At 72.5% G+C, this 25,484-nt stretch carries 25 protein-coding genes; 15 read left to right on the plus strand and 10 right to left on the minus strand.

Annotation, left to right across the window (positions count from 1 at the left end; translation table 11 throughout):
* A partial coding sequence (locus ACWDS7_RS27685) for a hypothetical protein (protein WP_451931662.1) occupies positions 1-518 on the minus strand: 518 nt, incomplete at its 3' end.
* Between the two features lie 98 nt (positions 519-616).
* On the opposite strand from ACWDS7_RS27685, the gene tsaE reads away from it, so the two are divergent.
* The 3 genes from tsaE to ACWDS7_RS27700 all read left to right on the plus strand — a co-directional run bounded on the left by tsaE (position 617) and on the right by ACWDS7_RS27700 (position 2,475).
* Positions 617-1,060, plus strand: coding sequence for a tRNA (adenosine(37)-N6)-threonylcarbamoyltransferase complex ATPase subunit type 1 TsaE (gene tsaE / locus ACWDS7_RS27690; protein ID WP_370879619.1), 444 nt, complete (start codon positions 617-619; stop codon positions 1,058-1,060).
* Positions 1,061-1,281: 221 nt separating this feature from the next.
* Complete coding sequence (locus ACWDS7_RS27695; protein ID WP_451931663.1) at positions 1,282-1,902, plus strand: hypothetical protein; 621 nt, start codon at positions 1,282-1,284, stop codon at positions 1,900-1,902.
* A 6-nt stretch (positions 1,903-1,908) separates the two neighbouring features.
* A complete protein-coding gene (locus ACWDS7_RS27700; RefSeq protein ID WP_451931664.1) occupies positions 1,909-2,475 on the plus strand; it encodes a class F sortase in 567 nt (188 codons plus the stop codon).
* A gap of 172 nt (positions 2,476-2,647) precedes the next feature.
* Here the strand turns inward: ACWDS7_RS27700 and ACWDS7_RS27705 are convergent, their stop codons facing one another.
* The gene (locus ACWDS7_RS27705) at positions 2,648-3,832 is read right to left on the minus strand and encodes a Cmx/CmrA family chloramphenicol efflux MFS transporter (protein ID WP_451931665.1); all 1,185 of its coding nucleotides are present in this window, start codon (positions 3,830-3,832) and stop codon (positions 2,648-2,650) included.
* Positions 3,833-4,311: 479 nt separating this feature from the next.
* On the opposite strand from ACWDS7_RS27705, the gene tsaB reads away from it, so the two are divergent.
* From tsaB to tsaD, 3 genes are read left to right on the plus strand one after another with little or no spacing between them, the layout of a single operon-like run.
* Complete coding sequence (gene tsaB / locus ACWDS7_RS27710) at positions 4,312-4,995, plus strand: tRNA (adenosine(37)-N6)-threonylcarbamoyltransferase complex dimerization subunit type 1 TsaB (RefSeq protein ID WP_451931666.1); 684 nt, start codon at positions 4,312-4,314, stop codon at positions 4,993-4,995.
* Positions 4,992-5,444 (plus strand): ribosomal protein S18-alanine N-acetyltransferase, encoded by a 453-nt coding sequence (gene rimI, locus ACWDS7_RS27715; protein WP_451931667.1) that lies wholly within the window; start codon positions 4,992-4,994, stop codon positions 5,442-5,444. Before tsaB ends, rimI begins: the two co-directional genes overlap by 4 nt.
* Positions 5,437-6,468, plus strand: a complete 1,032-nt coding sequence (tsaD, locus tag ACWDS7_RS27720) for a tRNA (adenosine(37)-N6)-threonylcarbamoyltransferase complex transferase subunit TsaD (protein ID WP_451931668.1) — start codon at positions 5,437-5,439, stop codon at positions 6,466-6,468. The genes rimI and tsaD overlap by 8 nt, the downstream gene beginning before the upstream one ends.
* Before the next feature lie 62 nt (positions 6,469-6,530).
* Here tsaD and ACWDS7_RS27725 read toward each other — a convergent pair whose 3' ends face one another.
* A complete protein-coding gene (locus ACWDS7_RS27725) occupies positions 6,531-7,724 on the minus strand; it encodes a hypothetical protein (RefSeq protein ID WP_451931669.1) in 1,194 nt (397 codons plus the stop codon).
* A 192-nt stretch (positions 7,725-7,916) separates the two neighbouring features.
* A complete protein-coding gene (locus ACWDS7_RS27730) occupies positions 7,917-9,083 on the minus strand; it encodes a class I SAM-dependent methyltransferase (RefSeq protein WP_451931670.1) in 1,167 nt (388 codons plus the stop codon).
* 324 nt (positions 9,084-9,407) lie between these two features.
* On the opposite strand from ACWDS7_RS27730, the gene groES reads away from it, so the two are divergent.
* The 4 genes from groES (at position 9,408) to ACWDS7_RS27750 (ending at position 12,635) form a co-directional block, all read left to right on the plus strand.
* Entirely contained in the window at positions 9,408-9,719 is a 312-nt protein-coding gene (gene groES / locus ACWDS7_RS27735; RefSeq protein ID WP_012887898.1) for a co-chaperone GroES, read from the plus strand.
* Between the two features lie 90 nt (positions 9,720-9,809).
* The gene (gene groL / locus ACWDS7_RS27740; RefSeq protein ID WP_306859509.1) at positions 9,810-11,435 is read left to right on the plus strand and encodes a chaperonin GroEL; all 1,626 of its coding nucleotides are present in this window, start codon (positions 9,810-9,812) and stop codon (positions 11,433-11,435) included.
* Between the two features lie 275 nt (positions 11,436-11,710).
* On the plus strand, positions 11,711-12,355 hold the full coding sequence (locus ACWDS7_RS27745) for a sigma-70 family RNA polymerase sigma factor (RefSeq protein WP_306859507.1): 645 nt from the start codon (positions 11,711-11,713) through the stop codon (positions 12,353-12,355).
* Positions 12,356-12,491: 136 nt separating this feature from the next.
* Positions 12,492-12,635: a hypothetical protein gene (locus ACWDS7_RS27750; protein WP_306859505.1), complete on the plus strand. Its 144-nt coding sequence runs from the start codon at positions 12,492-12,494 to the stop codon at positions 12,633-12,635.
* On the opposite strand, the gene ACWDS7_RS27755 is transcribed toward ACWDS7_RS27750, so the two are convergent.
* Together ACWDS7_RS27755 and ACWDS7_RS27760 are read right to left on the minus strand one after the other, a co-directional pair.
* Entirely contained in the window at positions 12,596-12,973 is a 378-nt protein-coding gene (locus ACWDS7_RS27755; RefSeq protein WP_306859503.1) for a DUF5319 family protein, read from the minus strand. The two genes, ACWDS7_RS27750 and ACWDS7_RS27755, sit on opposite strands and share 40 nt — an antisense overlap.
* A 103-nt stretch (positions 12,974-13,076) precedes the next feature.
* Positions 13,077-14,087, minus strand: a complete 1,011-nt coding sequence (locus tag ACWDS7_RS27760; protein WP_451931671.1) for a LuxR C-terminal-related transcriptional regulator — start codon at positions 14,085-14,087, stop codon at positions 13,077-13,079.
* 553 nt (positions 14,088-14,640) lie between these two features.
* Between ACWDS7_RS27760 and guaB the strand changes: the two genes are divergently transcribed.
* The 3 genes from guaB to ACWDS7_RS27775 all read left to right on the plus strand — a co-directional run bounded on the left by guaB (position 14,641) and on the right by ACWDS7_RS27775 (position 18,501).
* Entirely contained in the window at positions 14,641-16,122 is a 1,482-nt protein-coding gene (gene guaB / locus ACWDS7_RS27765) for an IMP dehydrogenase (RefSeq protein ID WP_306859499.1), read from the plus strand.
* 136 nt (positions 16,123-16,258) lie between these two features.
* Entirely contained in the window at positions 16,259-17,377 is a 1,119-nt protein-coding gene (locus tag ACWDS7_RS27770) for a GuaB3 family IMP dehydrogenase-related protein (RefSeq protein ID WP_306859497.1), read from the plus strand.
* Positions 17,378-17,565: 188 nt separating this feature from the next.
* Positions 17,566-18,501: a hypothetical protein gene (locus ACWDS7_RS27775; protein ID WP_306859495.1), complete on the plus strand. Its 936-nt coding sequence runs from the start codon at positions 17,566-17,568 to the stop codon at positions 18,499-18,501.
* Here the strand turns inward: ACWDS7_RS27775 and ACWDS7_RS27780 are convergent, their stop codons facing one another.
* From ACWDS7_RS27780 to ACWDS7_RS27795, 4 genes are read right to left on the minus strand one after another with little or no spacing between them, the layout of a single operon-like run.
* A complete protein-coding gene (locus tag ACWDS7_RS27780; protein ID WP_306859493.1) occupies positions 18,502-19,326 on the minus strand; it encodes a class II fructose-bisphosphate aldolase in 825 nt (274 codons plus the stop codon).
* Positions 19,327-19,378: 52 nt separating this feature from the next.
* Positions 19,379-20,437, minus strand: coding sequence for a 1-phosphofructokinase family hexose kinase (locus ACWDS7_RS27785; RefSeq protein ID WP_451931672.1), 1,059 nt, complete (start codon positions 20,435-20,437; stop codon positions 19,379-19,381).
* On the minus strand, positions 20,434-21,570 hold the full coding sequence (gene nagA, locus ACWDS7_RS27790) for an N-acetylglucosamine-6-phosphate deacetylase (RefSeq protein WP_451931673.1): 1,137 nt from the start codon (positions 21,568-21,570) through the stop codon (positions 20,434-20,436). Before nagA ends, ACWDS7_RS27785 begins: the two co-directional genes overlap by 4 nt.
* 36 nt (positions 21,571-21,606) lie before the next feature.
* The gene (locus tag ACWDS7_RS27795; RefSeq protein WP_451931674.1) at positions 21,607-22,479 is read right to left on the minus strand and encodes an SIS domain-containing protein; all 873 of its coding nucleotides are present in this window, start codon (positions 22,477-22,479) and stop codon (positions 21,607-21,609) included.
* Between the two features lie 104 nt (positions 22,480-22,583).
* Between ACWDS7_RS27795 and ACWDS7_RS27800 the strand changes: the two genes are divergently transcribed.
* Complete coding sequence (locus ACWDS7_RS27800; RefSeq protein WP_451931675.1) at positions 22,584-23,354, plus strand: DeoR/GlpR family DNA-binding transcription regulator; 771 nt, start codon at positions 22,584-22,586, stop codon at positions 23,352-23,354.
* Positions 23,355-23,657: 303 nt separating this feature from the next.
* Positions 23,658-25,412 (plus strand): glycerol-3-phosphate dehydrogenase/oxidase, encoded by a 1,755-nt coding sequence (locus ACWDS7_RS27805; protein WP_451931676.1) that lies wholly within the window; start codon positions 23,658-23,660, stop codon positions 25,410-25,412.
* Positions 25,413-25,484 lie beyond the last annotated feature (72 nt).

The raw sequence follows: 25,484 nt of genomic DNA on the forward strand, positions 1-25,484 counted from the left end.
CCGGCCGTGGCCAGGACGCGGACCGCCGCAGCGGCTCCGACGAGGATGGGGTTCCGCGCGGCGACGACCAGGCCCGGCACGGCCCGGGTGCGGGCCACGGCCGGTCGGCCGGTCAGGAGGACGCCGTCGCCGAGGTCGACGGCGACGACAGCACCGGCGAAGGCGCGGAGCCGTGCGAGCACGGGCCCGCCGGTGAGCGTGACCTGTTGGGCGGCGGCGAGCTGGCCGCCGCTGGGGCGGAGCCGGATCGTGGTCGTGGTGCCGGTCAGGATCTGCTGCTGGGCTGCGGTGACGGCCGGTGCTGCAGCCCGGATCCGAACGCTGACGGCCGGGCCGGTGAGCGTGACGGACACGCCGCCGGCGACCGTGGACACCGTGCCGGAGCCCGCCCGGACGGCGACCCGAGCTGAGGCGCCGGCGAGCGGCGCGTGCTGGACGGCGGTGACGGATCCGGCGCCCGCGCGGATGCGCAGCGCTCCGGGCCTACCGGCCACGGTGGCGACCTGCGCCGCCGTCACGGCTCCTGATCCGGCGCGGGCCCGGACGGCGGCGGCTGCTCCGGCGAGCGGGGCGTGGCGGACCGTCGACAGGAGTGATCGACAGGAGTGATCGAGCAGTGAGAATCGTGGCGACCGCCGAAGAGATGCGCGAGCTGGGCGCGGAGCTGGCCGGGCTGTTCCGCCCGGGAGACCTGGCGGTGCTGTCCGGGCCGCTCGGCGCGGGCAAGACGACCCTGGTCCAGGGGATCGCCGACGGGCTCAAGGTGCGCGGGCCGATCACCTCCCCGACCTTCGTCATCGCCCGGGTGCACCCCTCGCTGTCGGGCGGCCCCGCGCTGGTGCACGCCGACGCCTACCGGCTCGGCGGCGACCTGGAGGTCGACGACCTCGACCTGGACGCCTCGCTGGAGGATTCGGTGACGGTCGTGGAGTGGGGTGAGGGCCTGGTCGAGGGGCTCACCGAGGACCGTCTGGAGATCTCCATCGAGCGGGGCGAATCCGGTGAGGAACGGACAGTACGGCTCCGCGGGATCGGCGCCCGCTGGGAGGGCGTCGTCTGATTCACCCCCGTAGCCGCGGGAATCCTGGCACTCTGGCACTACATCCCACTTGATGTAGATCATCAACATTGAAGATCGACTCTGACGCTTTCGCCCATGTTTAATGGGGAAGTGGTGGGAAGTTGTGCCGGGTGAGGGTCGTCGGCCGGACTGCGGAGTGGAGTGCGACGGTGCCAAGGGTCAGACGTGTCGCGGTTCTAGGGGCCATCACCCTTTTCGGGATGGCCGGGATGGTCGGATGCACGGCCGAGGCGAACTCGGGCGCTCCCACGGGGACCGCCTCGCCCACCGCCTCGGGATCGGGGATCAGCAGGCAGGACATCGAGGTCCAGCTCCAGCCGGCCCGCGTCAAGGCCGGACAGAAGGTTTGGGTGCTGGCGAACTGCCCGATCCCCCAGGGCGGGCCCGAGCACCGCGGCACCGCCTCGTCCAAGATCTTCCGCACGCCCGTCACGCTCGATCCGATCCTCACCACGCCCACCCCGGTGCCCTCGGCCAGCGCCACCCCCGTGGCCAAGCCGTGGGTCCGCGGCCAGGCCACCGTCGCCACCGGTAGCGCGGCCGGGGTCTACGACGTCAACGCCAGGTGCGAGGGGACCAACGACACCGGCAAGGCCAGCCTCAGGGTCGTGACCGACGCCAAGCCGACCCCGAAGGACACCCCCACCTCCAAGCCGACCCGGACCGTCATCAGCACCCACGCGCCGGGCACGGGTGGCGGCGGCACCGCGGCCGGCGGCCCCCAGGACGCGGGCATGCCGTCCGGTGTGACCTGGGCCCTGGTGGCGGCGGTCCTCGCCGGTGGCATCGGCTTCGTGGCCGTGCGCCGACGCCGTCCGTGACACCCGATGGCCGAATCCCCTCGCTGGTCACGGATCATCGTGGCCGGGCTCGTCACCGGTGCCGTCATGGTCGCCTTCCACCGGGGCGGCGGCGGTGACACGCCGCCGGTCCGGCCCTCGGTCGTGCCCAGCCGCATCGACATCCCGTCGCTGGGCATCAAGGCACCCCTGATGAAGCTCGGCGTGACCGACGGCCAGATCGAGCTCCCACCATACGAGAAGCCGGACACGGCGGGCTGGGTCAAGGACAGCGCGGTCCCCGGCGACCAGGGCTCCGCGGTGATCCTCGGGCATGTGGACACCAAGACCGACCCCGCGGTCTTCTACCGGCTCAAGGAGATCCGGGAGGGGCAGGTCGTGAAGGTCGCGCGCAGTGACGGCAAGGTCGCCCAGTATCGCGTGGACTCCGTCGAGCGGGTGAGCAAGGAGCGCTTCCCGGCGGACAAGGTCTATCTGGAGGACGGGCTCCGGCTGATCACCTGCGGCGGCGACTTCGACTGGGACAAGCGCGAATACCGCGACAACGTGATCGTCTACGCCACCCTGGTCAAGCCGGCCCGCGAGAACGCCTGACCAGGGACCCGCTGGCCAGGGACCCGCCTGACCCCGGACCCGCGACCAGGGACCCGCCCGACCCCGGACCGCCTGGCCAGGGACCCGCCTGTCTGCGGACCGCCTGGCCAGGGACCCGCCTGACCCCGGACTCGCGATCAGGGACCCGCTGGCCAGGGACCCGCCTGTCCGGCTACAGAGCCGTCGCCGGCGCCTTCCCGCGCCGGTCCGCCGCCCCGCGCCAGACCCCCCGGGCCAGGCCGGCTGTGACGAGTGCGAGGGCCACCAGCAGCGCGCTGACCCACAGCGGCGAGCGGTAGCCGAGTCCCGCGCCGATGGCAGCCCCACCGAGCCAGGGACCGATCGCGGCGCCCACGTTGAACGCGGCCGTGGCGGACCCGCCGGCCAGGGTCGGCGCCTCGGCCGCCGCGTAGAGCGCCTGCGAGATCAACGTCGACCCGACGGCGAAGGAGAGGGTCCCCTGGACGAAGACGAGCACGATCGTCACCACCGGGTCCCCGGCGGTCACCGCGGCCACGGTCCAGCCGGCGAGCAGGGCCACCCCGCCGGCCACCAGGAGCGGGACGGGCCGCACGTCGGCGTAGCGGCCGCCGACGGTGACACCGAGGAACGACCCCAGGCCGAACAGCGCCAGTACGGCGGGCACCCACGCGGGTCCGATCCCGGTGACGGTGGTGACCAGCGGCGCGAGGTAGGTGAACGTGCAGAACGTCGCGCCGTTCACGAGGGCCCCCAGCAGCAGGGTCACCAGGAGCCGCGGACTGCGCAGCGAGCGCAGCTCCCCGCGCGCGCTCGCGGGGGCGGTCCCGGAGCCGCCGGCCGGTACCGACCGCAGGATCGCGACGACGGCCGGCACCGATATGAGGGCCACCGCCCAGAACGCCGAGCGCCACCCCCACAGCTGGCCGAGCAGCGCGCCGGCGGGGACGCCCACGACACAGGCGACGGTGACGCCGCCGAGCAGGACGGAGGTGGCCCGGCCCTTGGCGTCCGGCGCGACCATGCCGGTCGCGGTCGCCAGGGCCACCGCCAGGAATCCGGCGTTGGCCAGCGCCCCGACGGACCGCGTGGCCAGCAGCACCCCGTAGCTGGTGGTGACCGCGCCGAGGACATGGACGAGCAGGAAGACGAGCAGGAAGGTCAGGAGCGAGCGGCGCCGTGACCAGCGCAGGCTCACCATCGCCATCAGCGGCGCACCGATGACCATCCCCACCGCGAACGCCGAGGTCAGAAGCCCTGCGGTGGGGACGGACACGTGCATGTCCCGGGCGATGTCCGGCACGAGGCCGGACAGCATGAACTCGGAGGTCCCCTGAGCGAAGACCGCCAGTCCGAGCAGGTAAAGAACGAATGGCATGACAAGAACTCCGCAACCACATCGCGGATCGGCAAGGAAGCGGCAGGCCGCGGCGGCCCCCGGATCGGCGTCGCGGATGACGACCGTCCGGCCGGAGGGCGCGGCCGGCGCGCGGAAGGGCCTGCCGGCGTCACGGAGGTGACGCTCGGTCCAGGCCGGACACAGCCCGCACTACGGTGATCCGGTGGCAGTGGGCACGGCCGACGGCGCCTGCGGCCTCATGGGCGGCAGGACTGCGATACGCCGACGTGGATGGCCACCGGAAGTCCGGTGGCTAGAGTCTTGACGCCTCGGGGCTGGACATGGGCACAGGCTAGCGACCCCGGGCGCGGCACGTCCACGCGTTTGTCGGCGGACCCGTCGCGCGGCGGTGCCGGCCGCCTCCGGCGCGGGTCGCGCCGGTGCCAGGAGTGGTTCCGGGACGGACCGGTGGAGCGGAGTGGGCCCTGACGCCCCATGACGGACTAGGCTAACTGTCCGTGCTGGTCCTGGCCTTTGATACCGCGACCCCCGCCGTCACCGCAGCCCTGCACGACGGTGAGAGGGTCCTCGCCGAGTCGGCGACCGTTGACGCGCGCCGCCACGGTGAGCTGCTCGTACCCACGATCAAGACGGTCCTGCAGGAGGCGGGAGCCTCGCTCGGTGACGTCACCACCGTCGTCGCGGGCTCCGGCCCCGGCCCCTACACCGGCCTGAGGGTCGGCCTGATGACCGCCCAGGCCCTCGCGACGTCATTGGGCGTCCCGGCCTACGGCGTGTGCACGCTCGACGCCGTCGCCTACGGCAGCGGGCTGACCGGGCCGTTCCTGGTGGCCACCGACGCGCGGCGCAAGGAGGTGTTCTGGGGGCACTACGAGGACCCGCGGGTCCGGCTGTCCGGCCCCGCGGTGGACAGGCCGCACGACCTGCCCGCGGAGCTCCCGCTCGTCGGCGCGGGCGCGCGGATGTACGCCGAGGTCGTCGGGCCCTCCCGCCTGGCCGACGCGCCGCAGTACCCCTCCGCGGGGGCGCTGGCGGCGCTGGCCGCCGAGCAGCTCGTCGGGTCCGACGTCCGGGAGGTCGTGGAGAGCGGCACGCACCCCGTGCTGAGCCTGCCCCACCCGATCTACCTGCGCCGCCCCGACGCCCAGGTGCCCTCGGCGCCGAAGAAGGTCTCCGCATGACCGCCGCGCTGCGCCTGATGACCGTCGACGACCTGCCCGCCGTGCTGAAGATCGAGCGGGAGACCTTCCCGCGCGACGCGTGGAGCGAGGGCATGCTCCGCGGTGAGCTCGACGACCAGCCCCGGACCCGGCACTACGTGGTGGCCCTGGTGGACAGGGAGATCGTCGGCTACGCCGGGCTCTTCGCGGCCGGGGACCAGGCGGACGTGCAGACCATCGCCGTCTCGGCCCACCGGCGCCGGGCCGGGATCGGCGCGGCCCTGCTGACCGAGCTGCTGGCGGAGGCCGTACGGCGGGGCGCGCACGCGGTGTTCCTGGAGGTCCGCGCCGACAACCCGGACGCGCAGGCGATGTACGACCGTTTCGGGTTCGAGCGGATCGGCCTGCGCCGCCGCTACTACGAGGACGGCACCGACGCGATCACGATGAAGAAGGACCTCAATGCGTGACGAACCTCTAGTCCTGGGCATCGAGACCTCCTGCGACGAGACCGGGGTGGGCATCGTCCGGGGGCACACCCTGCTGGCCAACGCGATCGCCTCCAGCGTCGAGCAGCACGCCCGGTTCGGCGGCGTGGTGCCGGAGGTGGCCTCCCGGGCGCACCTGGAGGCGATGACCCCGACCGTCGAGCGGGCCCTGGAGCAGGCCGGCCTGCGCTTCACCGACATCGACGCGATCGCGGTGACCGCCGGGCCCGGCCTGGCCGGCGCGCTGCTCGTCGGCGTCGCCGCCGCCAAGGCCTACGCGCTCGGCCTGGGCCTGCCGCTGTACGGCGTCAACCACCTGGCCGCCCACGTGGCCGTGGACCAGCTCGAACACGGCGCCCTGCCCAAGCCGTGCATCGCCATGCTGGTCTCGGGAGGCCACTCCTCCCTGCTGCTGGTGCCCGACGTCGCCAAGGACGTCATCTCGCTGGGGTCCACGGTCGACGACGCCGCGGGCGAGGCGTTCGACAAGGTGGCCCGGGTGCTCGGCCTGCCCTTCCCCGGCGGCCCCTACATCGACCGCGCGGCCCAGGACGGCTCCGGCACCGCCATCGCCTTCCCCCGCGGCAAATACGACGACGGGACGCTGGACTTCTCCTTCTCCGGGCTGAAGACCGCCGTGGCGCGCTGGGTGGAGGCGCGGGAGCGGACCGGCGAGCCGATCCACGTGCCCGACGTGGCGGCCTCGTTCCAGGAGGCCGTGGTCGACGTGCTGACCCGCAAGGCCCTGCAGGCGTGCCGTGAGCACGGCGTCCGGGACCTGCTGATCGGCGGCGGCGTGGCGGCCAACTCCCGGCTGCGCGCCCTCGCCCGGGAGCGCTGCGAGGCGGCCGGCGTACGGCTGCGCGTCCCGCGCCCGGGGCTGTGCACCGACAACGGGGCCATGGTGGCCGCGCTCGGCTCCGACCTGGTGGCGGCCGGCATCACCCCGTCCCCGCTGGACATCCCCGCCGACTCCTCACTGCCGATCACCACCGTCCACGTGTGACCTCACGGACCCCGCCCGCGCGTCCGCCGGCGGGGTCCGCGGCGGGGCGCCGCCGTAGGGGGTCAGTCCTTGTCGTTGCGGGTGGGGCGCAGCAGCGCCTCGGCGAGGGCCAGCATGGTCTCCTCAAGGGCGCTCAGGTGGCGGGTGAGGTCGGTCCGGGCCGGCTCCACGGCCTCGCCGAGGGCCTCGGCGAGCTGCTCGCGGTCGGGCTGGGCGCGGAGCATGTCGGCCAGGGGGAGGAGGGCGGCCTGGGTCTGGACGACGCGCTCGTCCAGGGCGGCCAGCCGGCCGGCGTGATCGGCGGTCTGGGCGTCGATGAGCTCGCCGACGTTCAGGGCGGCGGGCAGCCCGTCGACGCGCCGGCCGACGGCCTCGACGTGGTCGTCGACGCCCTCCAGCCGGAGCCCGAGCTTCTCCGTGTGGCCCTCCAGCGTGCACAGGCGGGAGCCGACGGCGTCGACCCGGCCGGTGACGCGGCCCTCGACATCGTCGAGGCGCTCGTCGAGGGCGTCGAAGCGGCTGTCGGTGCGGGCCGTGAGCAGCTCGACCCGGCCGTTGACCTGCTCGACCGCGGCCAGCAGGCGCTCGGCCGCCTCGCCGACGCTCTCCCGCACGCTCGCGGACAGGTCGAGCAGCCCCGACTCCAGGCGATCGGCGCGCTGGGCGAGCTCGGCCAGCGACCTGTCCAGGCGGGTGAAGCGGCCGGCCGCGGCCTCCATGCCGGCCTGGAGCCGGCCCAGGCGCTCGGCGAGGTCGCCCACCAGGTCGCCGACGCCCTGGGTGCCGTCGGCGATCGACTGGAGGCGGACGAGCGCCTCGTCCACGCTCTCGCCGACGGTGCCGACGTCGGCCCAGAGGCTCGGCAGCTCACCGATGGGCGTGACCCGGTCGCGGACGGTCTCGACCCCCTGGCCGAGGGAGCCGACGCGCTCGCCCACGGCGTCCACGTGGTCGCGGACCGCCTCGACGTGCTGGGCCAGGCCCTCGGCCCACGCCGGCGGGCGGACGGCGATGTCGTCCAGGCGGCCGTGGACGGATTCCAGCGTCCCGCCCAGCCCGCCGAGCTCGCGCTCCCTGACCTCCCGCAGCAGCCACTCCATGCCCTCCAGGCGCTGGCGGATCTCATCCAGCACGGCGCCCTGGGTGCGCTGCTCGTACACGTGGTCCTGGGCGGCCCGGGCGAGGAGCTCGCGCATCCGGTCGGAGATGGCGGTCTGACTGCCTGCCTGGAGCAGGGTGTGGTCGGAGTGATCCACCGAGAGCTCCTTCACCCGCCGACGGTGAGCCGCGCGGCGGGGTTGGTCCTTTTTGCTGGCGAACGCGGTCGAACCGCAGGCGGGGGAAGAACTCCCGCCTGGCAACCCTAGCCTCTGGATCAAGGTTTTTCGGAGCGGAATTTAAAAGATCGTGATTGCCAATGGAATGTCGGAATTCGCCGTTTCGGCAGGTCAAGAAGGGGTGCAGATGAGGGCGAACGGCCTTTCGACAATCCGGGTGAGAATGACGACCGCCGAGCGGTCACCGGATAGTCGCAGGTCTTTCCGCAGGCGTTCGACATCGACCGCGGAACCGCGCTTTTTGATCGTCGCATTGCCGACCCCGCGCTCGCGGAGCGCCGCCCGCAGCCGTTTGAGCGAGAACGGCAGCATCTCGTGGACCTCATACCGTGACGCCCACGGCGTCTCCACGGCGGCGTCCCCGGTGATGTAGGCGATGTGCGGGTCGAGCAGGCGGCCGCCGACCATCGCGGCGATCTCCGCGACGAGGTGGGCCCGGATGGCCGCGCCGTCCGGTTCGTACACGTAGCGGCCCACGGGACCGTGCCCGGCCGGGCCGAGCGCCGGGTCGGACGTCACCGTCGCGCCCGCCGGCAGGATCGTGGCCCTGCGCCCCGCGCCGCCGGCCAGCCCGCCGCACCAGATCACGGCCTCCTTGACGTCGCCCTTGTAGGAGACCCACTCGGCCTCGGCCCCGGCGGGGATGAACTCGTAGGGGATGCCGGGGGCGACCTTCAGGCAGGCCGCCTCGGCCCGCGCCACCATCGTCAGCACGTCGGGCCAGGGCGGCGAGTAGGCCATCGGGTCGAAGGTCCGGCCCCGCGCGGTACGGCGGGCGGGGTCGGCGAACAGGACGTCGAAGGCGGCCGGGTCGATCGTGGCCGCGTCGGCCGCGCGGACCGAGACCCGGTCCCCGAACCCGAGGGCGTCGGCGTTGGCCCGGGCGACCGCGGCCGTGAGCGGGTCGGCGTCGACGGCCTCCACCACGCATCCGGCCCTGGCCAGCGCGAGGAGGTCCCCGCCGATGCCGCAGCAGACGTCGGCGACCCGGGAGCCCGGGGCGATGCGGCGGGCCCGGTGGTCGGCGACCTCGCGGCGGGTGGACTGCTCCAGACCGCCCGGGGTGAAATACATGAGATCGGCGTCGGCGCCGAACTTCTCCCTGGCCCGCCGCCTGAGCGTGGCCTGCGTGAGCGCCGCCGAGGTCAGGTCGGCGTCGTAGGTCTTCCGGAGCCGCGTCACCGCCGCCACCGGGTCGTCGCCCGCGATCTCGGCCGCCGCCCCCAGGGCCTCCTGGCCGCGCGGCGTCAGCAGCTCCCGGAATGCGTCAAGGTCCACGCCGTCCGACGTTACCGCCTGGCCGAGGTGCCGCCCTCCGCCTCGTCCGGCGGCTCGGGTCCGGCGGCTCGGTCCGGCCCGGTCCGGCCCGGTCCGGCCCGGTCCGCGCGGGCCGGAACCCCTCGACGCCGGGGGACCGACGTTCGCGGGAAGCGCACAAGGGCGGTTCGTGTTGACTGTCAAGCCCTCCTTGCATACTGTTCCGTATTGGCACTCTCCCCTTGAGAGTGCCAATAAATATGCGACGAGGCAGGTCTGACACCCGCGACGGCAGACCGCTGGTCGCCTCTTCTAGATCATCCAAATCTGAAGGGGAGGTCCGACGTGACGACCGCCACCAAGGTTCCCGTTAAGCCGCTCGGCGACCGCATCGTGGTCCAGCCGCTTGAGGCCGAGCAGACCACCGCTTCCGGCCTCGTGATCCCGGACACCGCCAAGGAGAAGCCGCAGGAGGGCAAGGTCCTCGCGGTGGGCCCCGGCAACTGGGACGAGGACGGGGACAAGCGTATCCCGCTCGACGTCAAGGAGGGCGACATCGTCCTCTACAGCAAGTACGGCGGCACCGAGGTGAAGTACGGCGGCGAGGAGTACCTGGTGCTCTCCGCCCGCGACGTGCTCGCCATCATCGAGAAGTAATCCACGCTTCATAAAGATGACGTATCGAGCCCCGGGCCGCGCGAGCGCCCGGGGCTTTGATGCGCCGACGTGCTTTTAGAGAGGACTGTCATGCCGAAGATCCTGTCGTTCGAGGAGGACGCCCGCCGCGCTCTTGAGCGTGGCGTGAACGCCCTCGCGGACGCCGTCAAGGTCACGCTCGGCCCGCGCGGCCGCAACGTCGTCATCGACAAGAAGTTCGGTGCGCCGACCATCACCAACGACGGTGTCACCATCGCCCGCGAGGTCGAGCTGGAGGCTCCGTACGAGAACCTCGGCGCCCAGCTCGCCAAGGAAGTCGCCACCAAGACCAACGACATCGCCGGTGACGGCACGACCACCGCCACCGTCCTCGCCCAGGCGATGGTCCGCGAGGGTCTGCGCAACGTCGCCGCCGGTGCCCAGCCGCTGTCGCTCAAGCGCGGCATCGACCTGGCCGCCAGGGCCGTCAGCGACAAGCTGATCGAGTCGGCCCGCCCGGTCGAGGACAAGAAGGAGATCGCGCACGTCGCGACGATCTCCGCGCAGGACGCCAAGATCGGCGAGCTGATCGCCGAGGCGTTCGACAAGGTGGGCAAGGACGGTGTCATCACCGTCGAGGAGTCCAACACCATGGGCCTGGAGCTGGAGTTCACCGAGGGACTCCAGTTCGACAAGGGCTACCTGTCGCCCTACATGGTGACCGACCAGGAGCGCATGGAGGCGGTCCTGGAGGACCCCTACATCCTGATCACCCAGGGCAAGGTCTCCTCCGTCGCCGACTTCCTGCCGCTGCTGGAGAAGATCGCCCAGACCAAGAAGGCGCTGCTCGTCATCGCCGAGGACGTCGAGGGCGAGGCCCTGGCCGTCCTGGTCACCAACAAGATCCGCGGCACCTTCACCTCCGTCGCGGTCAAGGCCCCCGGCTTCGGCGACCGCCGCAAGGCCATGCTGCAGGACATCGCGATCCTCACCGGCGGAGAGGTCGTCAGCGAGGAGGTCGGCCTCAAGCTGGAGCACGTCGGCCTTGAGGTGCTCGGCACCGCCCGCCGCGTCGTGATCACCAAGGACGCCACCACCGTCGTCGACGGTGCCGGCGACCAGCAGGCGATCTCCGACCGGGTCAAGGAGATCAAGCTCGCCATCGAGCAGTCCGACTCCGACTGGGACCGCGAGAAGCTCCAGGAGCGCCTGGCCAAGCTCTCCGGCGGTGTCTGCGTGCTGAAGGTCGGCGCGGCCACTGAGGTGGAGCTCAAGGAGAAGAAGCACCGCCTGGAGGACGCGATCTCCGCCACCCGCGCGGCGATCGAGGAGGGCATCGTCTCCGGCGGTGGCTCCGCGCTCATCCACGTCTCCAAGGTCCTGGACGACCTCGGTCTGTCCGGCGACGAGGCGACCGGCGTCGCCGTGGTCCGCAAGGCGCTCATCGAGCCGGCCCGCTGGATCGCCGAGAACGCCGGCCTCGAGGGCTACGTGGTGACCACCAAGGTCGCCGAGCTCTCCGTGGGCGAGGGCCTCAACGCCGCCACCGGCGAGTACGGCGACCTGATCAGCCAGGGCGTCATCGACCCGGTCAAGGTCACCCGCTCGGCCGTCCAGAACGCCGCCTCCATCGCCGGCATGCTGCTGACGACCGAGGCCCTCGTGGTGGACAAGCCCGAGGAGGAGGCCCCAGCCGCCGCCGGCGGTCACGGCCACGGTCACGGCCACGGCCACTGATCTCCACCGGATCCGGTACGGCCCGCGTCCCCTCGGGGGGTGCGGGCCGTTCGGTTTTCCGGTAAACCGAAAGGGACCCCAAAGCGTCATCGCCGGCCGCGCGGAAGGCCAAACGTCCTTCTAACAAATAGCCGACATATTCGGCTATCCAATGAAATATTTGCGCATACTAAGGTCATTGCTGTCGCCATTCGATTACGCCCCGTTATCTCCGCCTCAATGTGACCAATCCGTAGCCGTTCGCCATGACGACAGGCCCGATCGGGGCGGGCATCATGCCTAACGTGACCGAGGGATGCGTCGCCGACGCCAAAAGTGGGGTAAGGCTTGCGACGAGATCTGACGGGGTCGCCCACAGGGATGATCTCAAGGATCTGACGAGCCTCGCCGTTCAGGGTGATCGCACCGCGATCGAAACCCTGATCGCGCAGTTACGGCCAATGGTCGTCCGTTATTGCCGTGCTCGTCTCGGCCGGGTCTCCGGTCAGTATCACATCGCAGACGACGTGGCCCAGGAAGTATGCATCGCGGTGCTGTCCGCGCTGCCCCGCTACCGGGACATGGGACGCCCGTTCGCGTCCTTCGTCTTCGGCATCGCCTCCCACAAGGTGGCCGACGCGCTGCGCAGCTCCGTGCGCTCCGCCGTGCCCACCCAGGACCTCCCGGACGGGCCCGACGAGGGCCCGGGGCCGGAGGAGACCGTGGTCCGCTACATCGAGGCCGAGCACGCCCGCAGGCTGCTGTCCAGGCTCCCCGACAACCAGCGCCAGCTGCTCATGCTCCGGGTGGTGTCGGGCCTCTCGGCGGAGGAGACGGGTAATGTACTCGGCATGTCACCAGGTGCGGTCCGGGTCGCCCAGCATCGGGCGCTGGCCCGGCTGCGGGCGATGGCGGAGCTGGAGCTGGAGTCGACGGCTTGACCGCCGAGCAGCCGAGCGTGGTCCGGCGGTGCGCGGCGCCGGGCGCGGCCCGCGGCGCCGGCGGGCGGGCGGGGCCATGACGGCGGTCCATCCGCGGCGTCCGGCCCGCAGATACGGGCCGGAGGAGGATCCGGCCGTGGCCGAGACCGACGCGGTCCTGGAGGCGCTCTCCCGGAGGGAGGCCGTCCCCACCTCCGACGTCGCCGTCAACCTGCTGGCCGCGCTGATCGACGACGTCGATCAGCGCTGTTCCTCGGTGTCGATCACCCCGTCCACGTAACCCCGGGCATACTCCCAGGTGACGTAGTCGGTGGGGTCGGGCTGGTAGGCGGGCTCGTGCACCTGCGGCTGGCCGTTCTCGATCATCTGCCGCAGGTTGCCGCGCAGCAGCTCCCAGTCGAAGTAGTGCTGCTCGCCGCACTCCGGGCAGTCGAGGACCAGGCCGAGCACCCCCTGGGGCTCCAGCAGCGAACGGAAGACCTCCACGTCGGCGAGATCGGTCATGGCCTCGTCGCGTTCGGCTGAGGTCAGCGGCTCGGGGTCGTCGGGCTCTCCCAGCGCCGCCGCCGGGTCGTCGGGGTCATCCGCGAACGGGTCGCGAGGGACATCGTCGAGCACGTTCCCACCTTATGACCTCGATGCGGCCAACAGGGGCCGAACTACACCAGTCGCCCACGACCAGGTCCGGAACCGCACCAGCCACCCACGACCGGGTCCGGAACTACACCAGCCACCCACGGCGGGCGGCCTCCACGCCCGCCTGGAAGCGCGACTGCACGCCGAGCTCGGCCATGGCGTCGGCGAACCGGGCCCGCACCGTCCGGACCGAGATCCCGAGCTGCCGGGCGATCACCTCGTCGGAGACCCCCTGGGCGGCCAGCCGCAGCACCCGCGCCACGCCGTCGCCGCGGTGCGTCCACGGCAGCGGCGCCGCGCGGGTCCACAGCTCCTCGAAGAGCGAGCGCAGCGCGGCCACCACGATGGCCGCCCGGACCAGGTGGAAGTTGTAGGCGTTCTCGGCGAGGGCGCCGCCCCACTGGGCGGGCATGCCCGCGGCGTCGGTCCCGGCGATCAGGAACCAGCTCGGCACCACGTCGAGGGTGCGGACCTGGGCGCCGGCCCGCTCGAACTGGTCCAGCTTGTCCCGCAGGCCGGCGGTCTCCAGCGTGTGGACCGGGATGACGACCCGGCAGGAGAGCAGGCCGCTGCGCTGGGCCCCGATCCACTGGTCGGCGTAGCGGTGCGCGAAGTCGCTCATCGTCCGGGTGTCGGGGACGGCCGACAGCAGCTCCAGCGGCGGCGCCTGGACCGCCATGCCGATCACGCTCTCGTAGAGCTCGTCGGCCCCGCCGACCAGGTCCACCGCGAACTGGCCGGTCTGGTAGTCGAGCCCGGCGTCGTACTGGTGGATGAAGCCCCGGATCGACCCGAGCACGGTGTCGATCCTGCGGCTCTCGGCGGCGAGGCGGTCCAGCCGCTCGGCGATCAGGTGGCCGAGCGCCGCGGCGGGGTGCCTGGCGAGATACTCCCCGGCCTGCTCGTCGACCACGCCCAGCCGTACGAGGCTGGCCAGCTCGCGCTCCAGCGCCTCGGGCGAGCGGTCGGTGGCGTCGGCGAGCGCGGCGCAGGTGGCGCGGTGCAGACGCAGCACCGTGTTGTACAGCGCGGTCTGGCCCGGGGTGAGGCCCAGGGTCGCGAGCGGATCGGGCGGTGCGGATGTGTCGATGCGCATCGGGGAGGGGCTCCTGAGGTGACACGATCCCGAGAGGATAACCCGGCGAATCATCCCTGTCCGGACGTTGCCAGGACTGGCGCGCCCGGCATCGGGCTCCGCGCGCGGCCCGCGGATCCGCCCGCCGTCACGTTGCGCGCGGCCCGCGGATCGGCCCGCCGGCGCGACGTGCGCGGGGCCTGGCCCGGCCCGGCGCCGGGCTCCGCGTCCGACCCGCGGATCCGCCCGCCGGCGCGTCCCGTCCGCGGTGCGACACCGCGGTGCAGCTTCGTGCAATTGCACGTTTGCCCATTGCGGGTGGACAGGCGGTGACGCACCCTTGACAGAGCGTCGGCACCGGTCACGAGCGCCGCCGCCCGGACGCGGAGGGGGGTCCGGCGGCACGCAGGCGTCTCGTGGCGGTGCCGGTGACCGGGGGACCGGGCGGGTCACCGACCGCTCGGTCCCTCGTTTATCCCCGATGTCCCCCTGGTTTGGAGCCAGACTCTAAACTATGACCAGGGGGCCGGCGCCTTTCCCCGCTTATGAGAGCGCCGTGGTAGGAGGGTTGCAGATGGCCAGGTTCACCGAGCCAGGACTCACGTTCGACGACGTGCTCCTGGTGCCCGCTTATTCGGATCTGCAGCCGGGGGAGGCGGATACCAGCACGCGGCTGTCTCGCGGGATCACCCTGCGCATCCCGCTGGTGTCGGCGGCGATGGACACCGTCACCGAGGCCCGCATGGCGGTGGCGATGGCCCGCCAGGGCGGCATCGGCATCCTGCACCGCAACCTCTCCATCGAGGACCAGGCCCAGCAGGCCGATCTCGTCAAGCGCTCCGAGGCCGGGATGGTCACCAACCCGGTCACCTGCTCGCCGGACGACACCCTCGCCGACGTCGAGCGCCTGTGCGCCACCTACCGGATCTCCGGTGTCCCGGTGACCGACCCGACCGGCGTGCTCGTCGGCATCGTCACCAACCGCGACATGCGCTTCGAGACCGACCAGCGCCGTCCCGTGCGCGAGGTCATGACCCCGATGCCGCTGGTCACCGCGCCGGTCGGGGTGTCCAGGGACGGCGCGTTCGAGCTGCTCAGAAAGAACAAGATCGAGAAGCTCCCGCTGGTCGACGCCGACGGGCGGCTCCGCGGGCTCATCACCGTCAAGGACTTCACCAAGAGCGAGCAGTACCCCCTCGCCACCAAGGACGCCGATGGCCGGCTCGTCGTGGGGGCGGCCATCGGCGTCGGGGGCGACGCCGAGAAGCGGGCGATGGCGCTGGTCGAGGCCGGCGTCGACGTGATCATCGTGGACGTCGCCCACGGCCATTCCAAGGGCCTCGCCGACATGATCTCCACGATCAAGGCCAACAGCCGGGTCGAGGTGATCGGCGGCAACATCGCCACGCGCGCGGGCGCCCAGATGCTGATCGACGCGGGGGCAGACGCGATCAAGGTCGGCGTCGGCCCGGGCTCCATCTGCACCACCCGCGTGGTCGCCGGTGTCGGCGCCCCGCAGGTGACGGCCATCCACGAGGCCTCGCTGGCCGCCGGCCCGGCCGGGGTGCCGGTGATCGGCGACGGCGGCCTCCAATACTCCGGCGACATCGTCAAGGCCATCGCCGCCGGCGCCGACGCGGTGATGCTGGGCTCGCTCCTCGCGGGATGCGAGGAGTCGCCGGGTGAGCTGATCTTCATCAACGGCAAGCAGTTCAAGTCCTACCGAGGGATGGGCTCGCTCGGCGCGGTCCGCAACCGCGAGCGCGGTGGCGCCTCCTTCAGCAAGGACCGCTACGCCCAGGCCGACGTCGGCGGCGAGGACAAGTTCATCCCCGAGGGCATCGAGGGCCAGGTCCCCTACCGCGGTCCGGTCGCGGCGGTCGCCCACCAGCTCGTCGGCGGTCTGCGCCAGGGCATGTGGTACGCCGGGTGCCGCACGGTCGAGGAGATGCACACCCGGTGCGAGCTGATGCCGATCACCGCCGCGGGCCTGAAGGAGAGCCACCCGCACGACATCCAGATGACGGTCGAGGCTCCGAACTACCACCGTCGGTAGAGTCCTGTCGCGGACGCCGAGGACGGACGTCGAGGTGCCCGCGCCAGGTCCGGCGAGCAGGCGGGCCACAACGGCCCTGTACGGCTTGCGCCGCTCGGCGTGAGCCGTACACGCATGGAATGGGAAAGACAGACATATGACTCAGGTGGAGATCGGACGCGGCAAGAACGGCCGTCGCGCCTACGCGCTCGACGAGATCGGCATCGTCCCGTCCCGTCGTACCCGCGACCCGGAGGAGGTCTCGATCGCCTGGCAGATCGACGCCTACCGGTTCGAGCTGCCCGTCGTGGTGAGCCCGATGGACAGTGTGGTCTCGCCCAAGACCGCGATCGAGGTCGGCAGGCTCGGCGGTCTCGCGGTGCTCGACCTCGAAGGTCTCTGGACCCGCTACGAGGACCCGACGCCGTTGCTGGCGGAGGTGGCCGAGCTCAAGGGTGAGGCCGCGACCAGGCGGCTCCAGGACATCTACGACGCGCCGATCAAGGACGAGCTGATCGGCCGCCGCATCGAGGAGATCCGCGCGGCCGGGGTGACCACCGCCGTCCGCCTGTCCCCGCAGCGCACCGTCCAGCACCACAAGGCCGTCATCGACGCGGGCGTCGACATCTTCGTGATCCGCGGCACCACGGTCTCCGCCGAGCACGTCTCCAGCCGGGCCGAGCCGCTGAACCTCAAGCAGTTCATCTACGAGCTCGACGTCCCGGTGATCGTCGGTGGCTGCGCCACCTACACCGCGGCGCTGCACCTGATGCGGACCGGCGCGGCCGGGGTGCTCGTCGGCTTCGGCGGCGGCGCCTCGCACACCACCCGCACGGTGCTGGGCGTGGTGGTGCCGATGGCGACCGCGATCTCCGACGTGGCCGCGGCCCGCCGCGACTACATGGACGAGTCCGGCGGCCGCTACGTCCACGTCATCGCCGACGGCGGCATGGGCACCTCCGGCGACATCGCCAAGGCGATCGCCTGCGGCGCCGACGCGGTCATGGTCGGCTCGCCGCTGGCCAGGGCGGTCGAGGCCCCCGGCCACGGCTTCCACTGGGGCTCGGAGGCGCAGCACCCCGAGCTGCCCCGGGGCAAGCGGGTCGAGTTCGGCACGGTCGGCACGTTGGAGCAGATCCTGCACGGCCCGTCCTCGGTGGCCGACGGCTCGATGAACCTGATGGGCGCGCTCAAGCGCACGATGGCCACCGCCGGATACTCCGACCTGAAGGAGTTCCAGCGGGTCGAGGTCGTCGTCGCCCCGCACACCAGCTGACGCGGTCGACGTCCCACCCGGACGCCCGGCCCGCCGGGCCGGGCGTCCGCCGTTCTCACGGCCCCGTCCCCTGTGCCGCGGCGCGCAGGCGGCGTGCGCGGGCGCGTGGACGGCGTGCGGACGGCGTGCGCGGGCGGGTACGGGATCGCGAAAGTGACGTATGGGGGAAAATCTGTGAACATGCCCATGTGTCGGATGATCGCGAGCTCCGGGTCGCTCTCAGCGAGGGCCCGTTCCACGTCGCGCTCCGGGCCGCGGTGGAGGCGCGCGGCCTGACCCTGGACCGGCTCCGCCAGCGCCTGGAAGAGCGCGGCCTGCGGGTCGGGATGACGAGCCTGAGCTACTGGCAGCAGGGCCTGCGCCGCCCCGAGCGGCCCGAGTCGCTGCGCGCCGTACGCGCCCTGGAGGAGATCCTCATCCTGCCGCCGCGCTCGCTGATGGGCCTGCTCGGCCCGCCCCGGCCGCGGGGCCGGGGCCAGAGCGCCGGGCCCGCGGCCGGGGCGGGCCCCTACCCCTCGGCCGTGGGCCCCGCGCGCGCCCTGTCGACCCTGCTGCACGAGCTGGACGGGGTGGCCGACGACCGCAGGCTGCACATCGCCGGCATGTACGAGTCGCTGCAGATCGGGGCGGACCGCAGCACCACGCGGCGCGAGACGCTCCAGGTGGTGCAGGCGCACGAGGACGCCGCCGACCGCTACATCATGGTCTACCGGGGCGACATCGGGTGCGACGTGGAGCGGGTGCGGATCCGGGCCCTGGAGGACTGCCGGGTCGGCCGGGTCCGCCGCGACGGGCCGACCGCCCTGGTGGTGGCCGAGCTGCTGTTCGACCGGGCGCTCCGGACCGGCGACACCCAGGTGATGCGCTACGAGCTCGCCGATCCGAGCGGCGTGGAGGCCACCGAGTACGAGAGGGGTTTCCGCTTCCCGGCGGGCCAGTACGTGCTCCGGGTGAGCTTCGCCCCCGAGGCCCTGCCGGTCAGCGTGCGCCGCTTCGCCCGCCACGAGTCCGCGGCGGGCGAGCACGACCAGGGCGAGCTCGCCCTCAACGCCCACCACGCGGTCCACCTGGTGACCGGCTCGCTCCAGCCCGGTCTGGTCGGCATCCGCTGGAAATGGTCGTGATCAGCCGGTCAGGACCCCGAGGAGGCGGGTGACCTCGGTGGCGACGGCCGCCCGGCCCGCCGCGACGTACTTGCGGGAGTCCACGACCTTCTCGTCGGCGGCCAGGTGGTCGCGGATCGCGCGGGTGAAGGTCTTGTTGAGGTGCGTGGCAATGTTGATCTTCTTCATGCCGTGCCGTACGGCGGCGCGCAGGGTCTCGTCCGGCACGCCCGAGGAGCCGTGGAGCACCAGCGGGACCGGGACCGCGGCGCGCAGGGCGGCGATCAGCTCCAGGTCGAGGACGGCGTCCCTGGTCGTCATGGCGTGGGAGCTGCCCACGGCCACGGCCAGCGCGTCCACGCCCGTCCTGGCCACGTAGTCCACGGCCTCGTGCGGCTTGGTCCGCGCCCCCGGCGCGTGCACGCCGTCCTTGCCGCCGACCTCGCCGAGCTCGGCCTCCACCCACACGCCCCGCCGGTGGCACAGGGCGGCGACCTCGGCCGTGAGCGCCACGTTCTCCTCGTCGGGCAGCGCCGAGGCGTCGAACATCACCGATCCCAGGCCCAGCTCCACGGCCTCCTCGACGAGCGCTCGGTCGGTGGCGTGGTCGAGGTGCACGGCCACCGGCACCGCCGAGGCCCTGGCCACCGCGAGCGACGCGGCGGCGATGGGGGCGAGGGCGCCGTGGAAGCGGACGCAGTTCTCGCTGATCTGCAGCACGACGGGCACCCCGGCGGCCTCCGCCCCGCTGACGATCGCCTCGGCGTGCTCCAGCTGGATGACGTTGAACGCGCCGACGCCGGCCGGAGCGTCGCGGACGATGTCGCCGATACCGACAACAGGCATGTTGACCCTTTCGTATACGGGATGAGCGGTGCGATGCGGAGCGCCGGACGCCCTACGGGCGGGCCGGCTCCACCCGTATCTCCGGGTGGATCCTCCGGAACGTCTCCGGGTCGAAGTCGCCGGCGACCGGGGAGGCCACCGCGGCCGCGCCGAGGGCGGCCGCGCGGCGTAGCCGCTCGGGCCAGGGCATGCCCTCCACCAGGCCCAGCGCCAGCCCCGCGACGAGCGCGTCACCGGCCCCCGTCGGGTTCCCCTCCACCCGGTACGGCATGGCGGCCCGCCAGGCGCCCTCGGGGGTCACGGCCAGCAGTCCGCCGGCGCCGAGGGAGACCACGACCGCCTCCGCCCCGTCCCGCCGCAGCACCTCGGCCCCGGCGAAGTCCTCGCCGGAGTCCCCGCCGGAGTCCCCATCAGAGTCCCCGCCGGAGTTCCCCGCGGGAGCTCGGAGGCTGTCGCGGGCCAGGGCGCGGGCGAGCTCCTCGGAGTTGGGTTTGACGATCGAGGGGCGGCCGGCGGGGGCGTGCCTGAGCGGCTCGCCGTCGGCGTCCACGATCGCCGGGACGCCCCGCTCGCGGGCCCGGGCCGCGAGCTCGGCGTAGAAGGCGGCGGGCACCCCGCGGGGGAGGCTGCCGGAGATCACGACCGCCCCGGCCCGCCCGAGCAGCGTGTCGTAGTCGCGCAGGAAGCGGCCCAGCTCCTCGTCGGTCACGACCGGTCCGGGCTCGTTGAACAGCGCCGTGCGCCGCGCGGTCCGCTCGGCGCCGGGGGCGGGAGCCAGGCCGGACGGGGCGCCGCCGAGGTCGGAGACGGCCAGGGTGGCGCGTGACTCGGCGGCGATCGGGGTGAGGGCGGCGGGCAGGCCCGCCGCCGCGAGGTCGGCTCCGACGGCGTCACCGGTCGGGCCGCCCGCCAGGCCGGTGACGAGCACGTCCCTGCCCAGGGCGGCCAGCACCCTGGCCACGTTGACCCCCTTGCCGCCCGCTCTCCGGTGCACGGTCCGCACCCGGTTGACGCCGTCCCAGTCGACGCCGTCGGCCACATAGGTGACGTCGAGGGCCAGGTTCAGTGTGACGGTCAGGACCGTGCCGTGCGGGGCGGGCGAGGAGGTCATGAGGGTTCTGTGATCCAGTTTCCGTGCTTCATGACACCGGCGACCTCCAGGTCGCCGGTGAGCACCACCAGGTCGGCCTGCTTGCCGACGGAGACGGAGCCCAGGCGGTCGGCGAGGCCGAGCACCCGGGCGGGGGTGAGCGAGGCGATCTCGGCCGCCTCCGGCAGCGACAGCCCGACCTCCTGGACGCTGCGCCGGAAGGCGACGTCCATGGTCAGGGTGCTGCCCGCGATGGAGCCGCCCTCGGCCAGCCGGGCGACACCGTCCACGACGTCGACCTTCATCGGGCCGAGCCCGTAGACGCCGTCGCCCATGCCGGTCGCCGCCATGGCGTCGGTGATCAGCGCGGTCCGGCCGGGGCCCGCGACCTCGTAGGCCAGGCGCATCATCGCCGGGTGCACGTGCACGCCGTCGTTGATCAGCTCGATCGTGACGCGCTCGTCCTCCAGCAGCGCGGCGATCGGGCCGGGGGTGCGGTGGTGCAGCGGCGGCATCGCGTTGTAGAGGTGGGTGGCGACGCTGCCGCCCGCGTCGATGCCCGCGATGGTCTGCTCGTAGGTGGCGTCGCTGTGCCCGAGCGCGGCGATCACGTTGTTCGCGACGGCCTCCCGGATGGTGTCGAGGGCGCCGGGCAGCTCGGTGGCGATGGTGAGCATCCGCACGTGGCCGCGGCCGGCCTTGAGCAGCTCGGCGAACTCCTGCGGGGACGGCTCGCGCAGCAGCGCCGGGTTGTGCGCGCCGCAGCGGGCCTTGGAGATGTAGGGGCCCTCGAAGTGGATCCCGGCCAGCAGGCCGTCCTCGCACAGGTCGGCCAGGGCGGCGGTCGCCCTGGCCAGATCGTCCGGGGCCGCGGTGACCAGGCTGGCCATGAGCGTGGTGGTGCCGTGCCGGGCGTGCAGCGCGGCGACCCGGCTCGCCTCGTCCGGGTCGCCGGTGGGGAAGGAGCCGCCCGCCCCGCCGTGGTTGTGGATGTCGACGAAACCCGGCACGACGTATCGGCCCGCGAGGCTGTGGCCCGGCCCGGGGGCGGAGCCCTGGCCCACGTGGGTGATGCGGCCGTCTTCGATGGTGAGCCAGCCTCCGTGGACACCTTCGGGGGTCACGATACGGGCGTCGGCGAGTGTGATGCTCATGGCACTATCCTCTCCGGTCCTGGGGAGGACCGGTCATCAGGAGGAGAGGATCACCGACCTGGTGAGGTGGAGCGGCTCGTCGGGGTCGAGTCCCTGGGCGTGCGCTCGGGCCACGGCCACCCGCTGGACCTTGACGAGCTCGGCCATCGGGTCGAGGGCGCTCTCCAGGAAGGACCCGCCGGTGGCCTCGACCTCGCCGCGCAGGCCCTCGGGGGCCTCGCCGAGCATCCAGGTGACCCGGTTGGGCCCGGCGATGCTGATCGGGCCGTGCCGGTATTCCATCGCCGGGTAGGACTCGGTCCAGGCCCGGCAGGCCTCGCGCATCTTCAGCCCGGCCTCCACCGCCAGGCCGTAGGCCCAGCCGCGGCCCAGGAAGGTGAACTGCTCGGCGGCGAGCAGCTCGGCCGGGAGCGGGTCGGCGACCGCGCGCTCGGCGTCGGCGATCGCGCCGCTCAGGTCCTCACCGAGGTGGGCGCGGAGCAGGGCGAGCTGGGTGGTGGCGAAGCGGGTCTGCACGACCGACTTCTCGTCGGCGAAGTCGAGCACCACGACCTGGTCGGCGAGCGTCATGACCGGGGTCGCCGGGTCGGCGGTGATCGCGCTGGTCCTCGTGCCGGCACCGCGGAGCAGCTCCAGCACCTCGGTGGTGGTGCCCGACCGGGTCAGCGCGAGCACCCGGTCGTAGGAACGGCCGGCCGGGAACTCGGAGGCGGCGAACGCGTCGGTCTCGCCGTGCCCGGCGCGCTCGCGCAGGACGGCGTACGCCTGGGCGATGAACCAGGAGGTGCCGCAGCCGACGACGGCGACGCGCTCGCCGCGCTGGGGGAGCGCGTCGGCGGACACCTCGCTGACGGCGCGGCGCCAGCAGTCCGGCTGTGACGCGATCTCGGCTTCGGTGTGCGTGGTCACGGCGTGCCTCCCCGAATTTGCTTTGTTGTGAGTGATTTATAGCAGAAATGAGCACAATTGTGCAGAGGTAGGTTTTGATCCTTCGCTGTGTCACCCTGTTCATCGTGAGCCGATATGAGCGCTGGAACGCCATCCTCGAACTGCTCTCGCAGGAGGGGCGCCTGTCGGTGGAGCAGGCGGCCGAGGCGCTCGTCGTCTCGACCGCCACGATCCGGCGTGACTTCGACCAGCTCGCCCAGCAGCAGATGCTCATGCGCACGCGCGGTGGCGCCGTCGCCCAGAGCGTGAGCTACGACCTGCCGCTGCGCTACAAGACGGCGCGGCACGCGGGGGAGAAGCAGCGGATCGCCGAGGCGGCGGCGGGGCTGGTGGCGCCGGGGGCGATCATCGGCATGAACGGCGGCACGACCACCTCGGAGGTGGCGCGGGCGCTGGCCATCCGGGCCGACCCGGAGATCGGTTTCACCATCGTCACCAACGCGCTGAACATCGCCGCCGAGCTGACCGTGCGCCAGCACGTCAAGATCGTGCTGACCGGCGGCGTGGCCAGGCCGCAGTCCTACGAGCTGATCGGCCCGCTGGCGTCGGGGGTGCTGGAGCAGGTCACGCTCGACATCGCCTTCCTGGGGGTGGACGGGATCGACGCCGAGGAGGGCGCGTCGGCCCACCACGAGGGTGAGGCGAGCGTCAACAACCTGCTGATCAGCAGGGCCGCCCAGGTCGTGGTGGTCGCCGACACCTCCAAGATCGGTCTGCGCGCCTTCGCCCGCATCTGCCCGCTCGGCGCCATCGGCACGCTGGTCACCGGCGAGGGCCTCTCGGACGAGGCCGCGGCCCGCTTCACCGACGCGGGCGTCAAGGTGATCCGTGCCTGAGCCCGCCCGGTGAAGGGCATCATCGGGCGGCCGGTCCGCCCGTCCCGGGGTTCACCGGACCGTCCGGTGGCACGTCACGCCCGCACCGTGATCGATCCCGGGCGGTCGGTCCCCGGCGCCGGACCACGGCCCCGTGAGGGCTCGGCGCCGTCGGCGATCAGCGTTTCCGGGAGGATCTCCCGATGTCCACCGGGTTGTGGCGTGAATCTGGCCCGCTGTTCCCTACCGGTCAGTAGTGATGCCTAGGGTGGATGGGTAGAGACCTGACGCAAGGTGACAATCCGTACATCAGGGGGATGCAGCATGACGGCGCGAATGGGCACGGCACGGCTCGGTCCCGCCGAGCGGACCGCCGCACTGACGCAGATGGGCGCTCAGGAACTCGACGTGGTGGTGATCGGCGGCGGCGTCGTCGGCGCCGGGGTCGCGCTGGACGCGGCGACCCGCGGACTGAGCGTCGGGCTGCTGGAAGCGCGGGACTTCTCCTCGGGCACCTCGTCCCGATCGTCCAAGCTGATCCACGGTGGCCTGCGCTACCTGGAGCAGCTCAACTTCGACCTGGTCAGGGAGGCGCTGCAGGAGCGTGCCCTGCTGCTGCAGCGGATCGCCCCCCACCTGGTGCGGCCGGTGCCCTTCCTGTTCCCGCTCACGCACATCGGCTGGGAGCGGCCGTACGTCGGGGCCGGCCTGGCGCTGTACGACATGCTGGGCTTCTCCTTCGGCTTCACCCGGGGCGTCCCCGGGCACCGTCACCTGTCGCGCCGCAGGGCGCTCCGGCTCGCCCCCTCGCTGCGGCGGACCGCCTTCTCCGGCGCGGTGCAGTACTGGGACGCCCAGGTGGACGACGCCCGCTACGTGATGACCATGCTCCGCACCGCCGCCTCCTACGGGGCGTACGTCGCCTCGCGCTCCCAGGTGGTGGGCTTCCTGCGGGAGGGCGAGCGGGTCACCGGGGTCCGGGTGCGCGACCTGGAGGCCGGGACCGACATGGACGTGCGGGCCCGGCAGGTGGTCAACGCCACGGGCGTGTGGACCGACGACATCCAGGAGCTGGTCGGCGGCCGGGGGCAGATCCACGTCCGCGCGTCCAAGGGCATCCACCTGGTCGTCCCGCGCGACCGCATCCACTCCCTCACCGGGATCATCCTGCGCACCGAGAAGTCGGTGCTGTTCGTGATCCCCTGGGGCCGTCACTGGATCATCGGGACCACCGACACCCGGTGGGACCTGGACCGGGCCCACCCGGCCGCCTCCCGCTCGGACATCGACTACGTCCTGGAGCACGTGAACGAGGTGCTCTCGGTGCCGCTCACCCGCGACGACGTCGAGGGCGTCTACGCCGGGCTGCGCCCGCTGCTGTCGGGGGAGTCGGAGGAGACCTCCCAGCTCTCCCGCGAGCACATGGTGGCCCACCCGGTGCCCGGCCTGGTCATGGTGGCCGGCGGGAAGTACACGACCTACCGGGTCATGGCGCGGGACGCGGTGGACGCGGTGGCGCACGGGCTGGACCAGCGGGTCCCGCCGTCGTGCACCGACCGGATCCCGCTGGCCGGGGCGGAGGGATACCAGGCGCTGTGGAACTCCCGCTACCGGCTGGCCCAGTCGTCCGGGCTGCACGTGGCGCGGATCGAGCACCTGCTGCAGCGCTACGGGTCGATGATCGACGAGATTCTCACGCTGATCGAGCAGGATCCGTCGCTGGCCCTCCCGCTGACCGGGGCGGACGACTACCTGCGGGCGGAGATCGTCTACGCGGCCACCCACGAGGGCGCCCGCCACCTGAACGACGTGCTGGCCCGGCGCACGCGCATCTCGATCGAGACCTTCCACCGGGGGCTGGGCGTGGTCGAGGAGGCGGCGCAGCTGCTCGCCGGGCCGCTGGGCTGGGACGACGAGCAGGTCAAACGTGAAGTGGAGTACTACACCAAGCGGGTCGAGGCCGAGCGGCTCTCCCAGGAGCAGGACACCGACCAGGAGGCCGACGCGATCCGCCTCGGCGCCCCCGACGTCGTCCCGGTCGCCAAGCCCGTCGCGGACCACAGCAACAACGGCAGATGAGCGTGACCACACCAAGGTCAGCAAGATCGAGAACGCGAAGCAGATGCCCAGCCAGGCCGACATCCGCGCATG

It is taken from the genome of Streptosporangium sp. NPDC003464 (genome assembly GCF_053588315.1).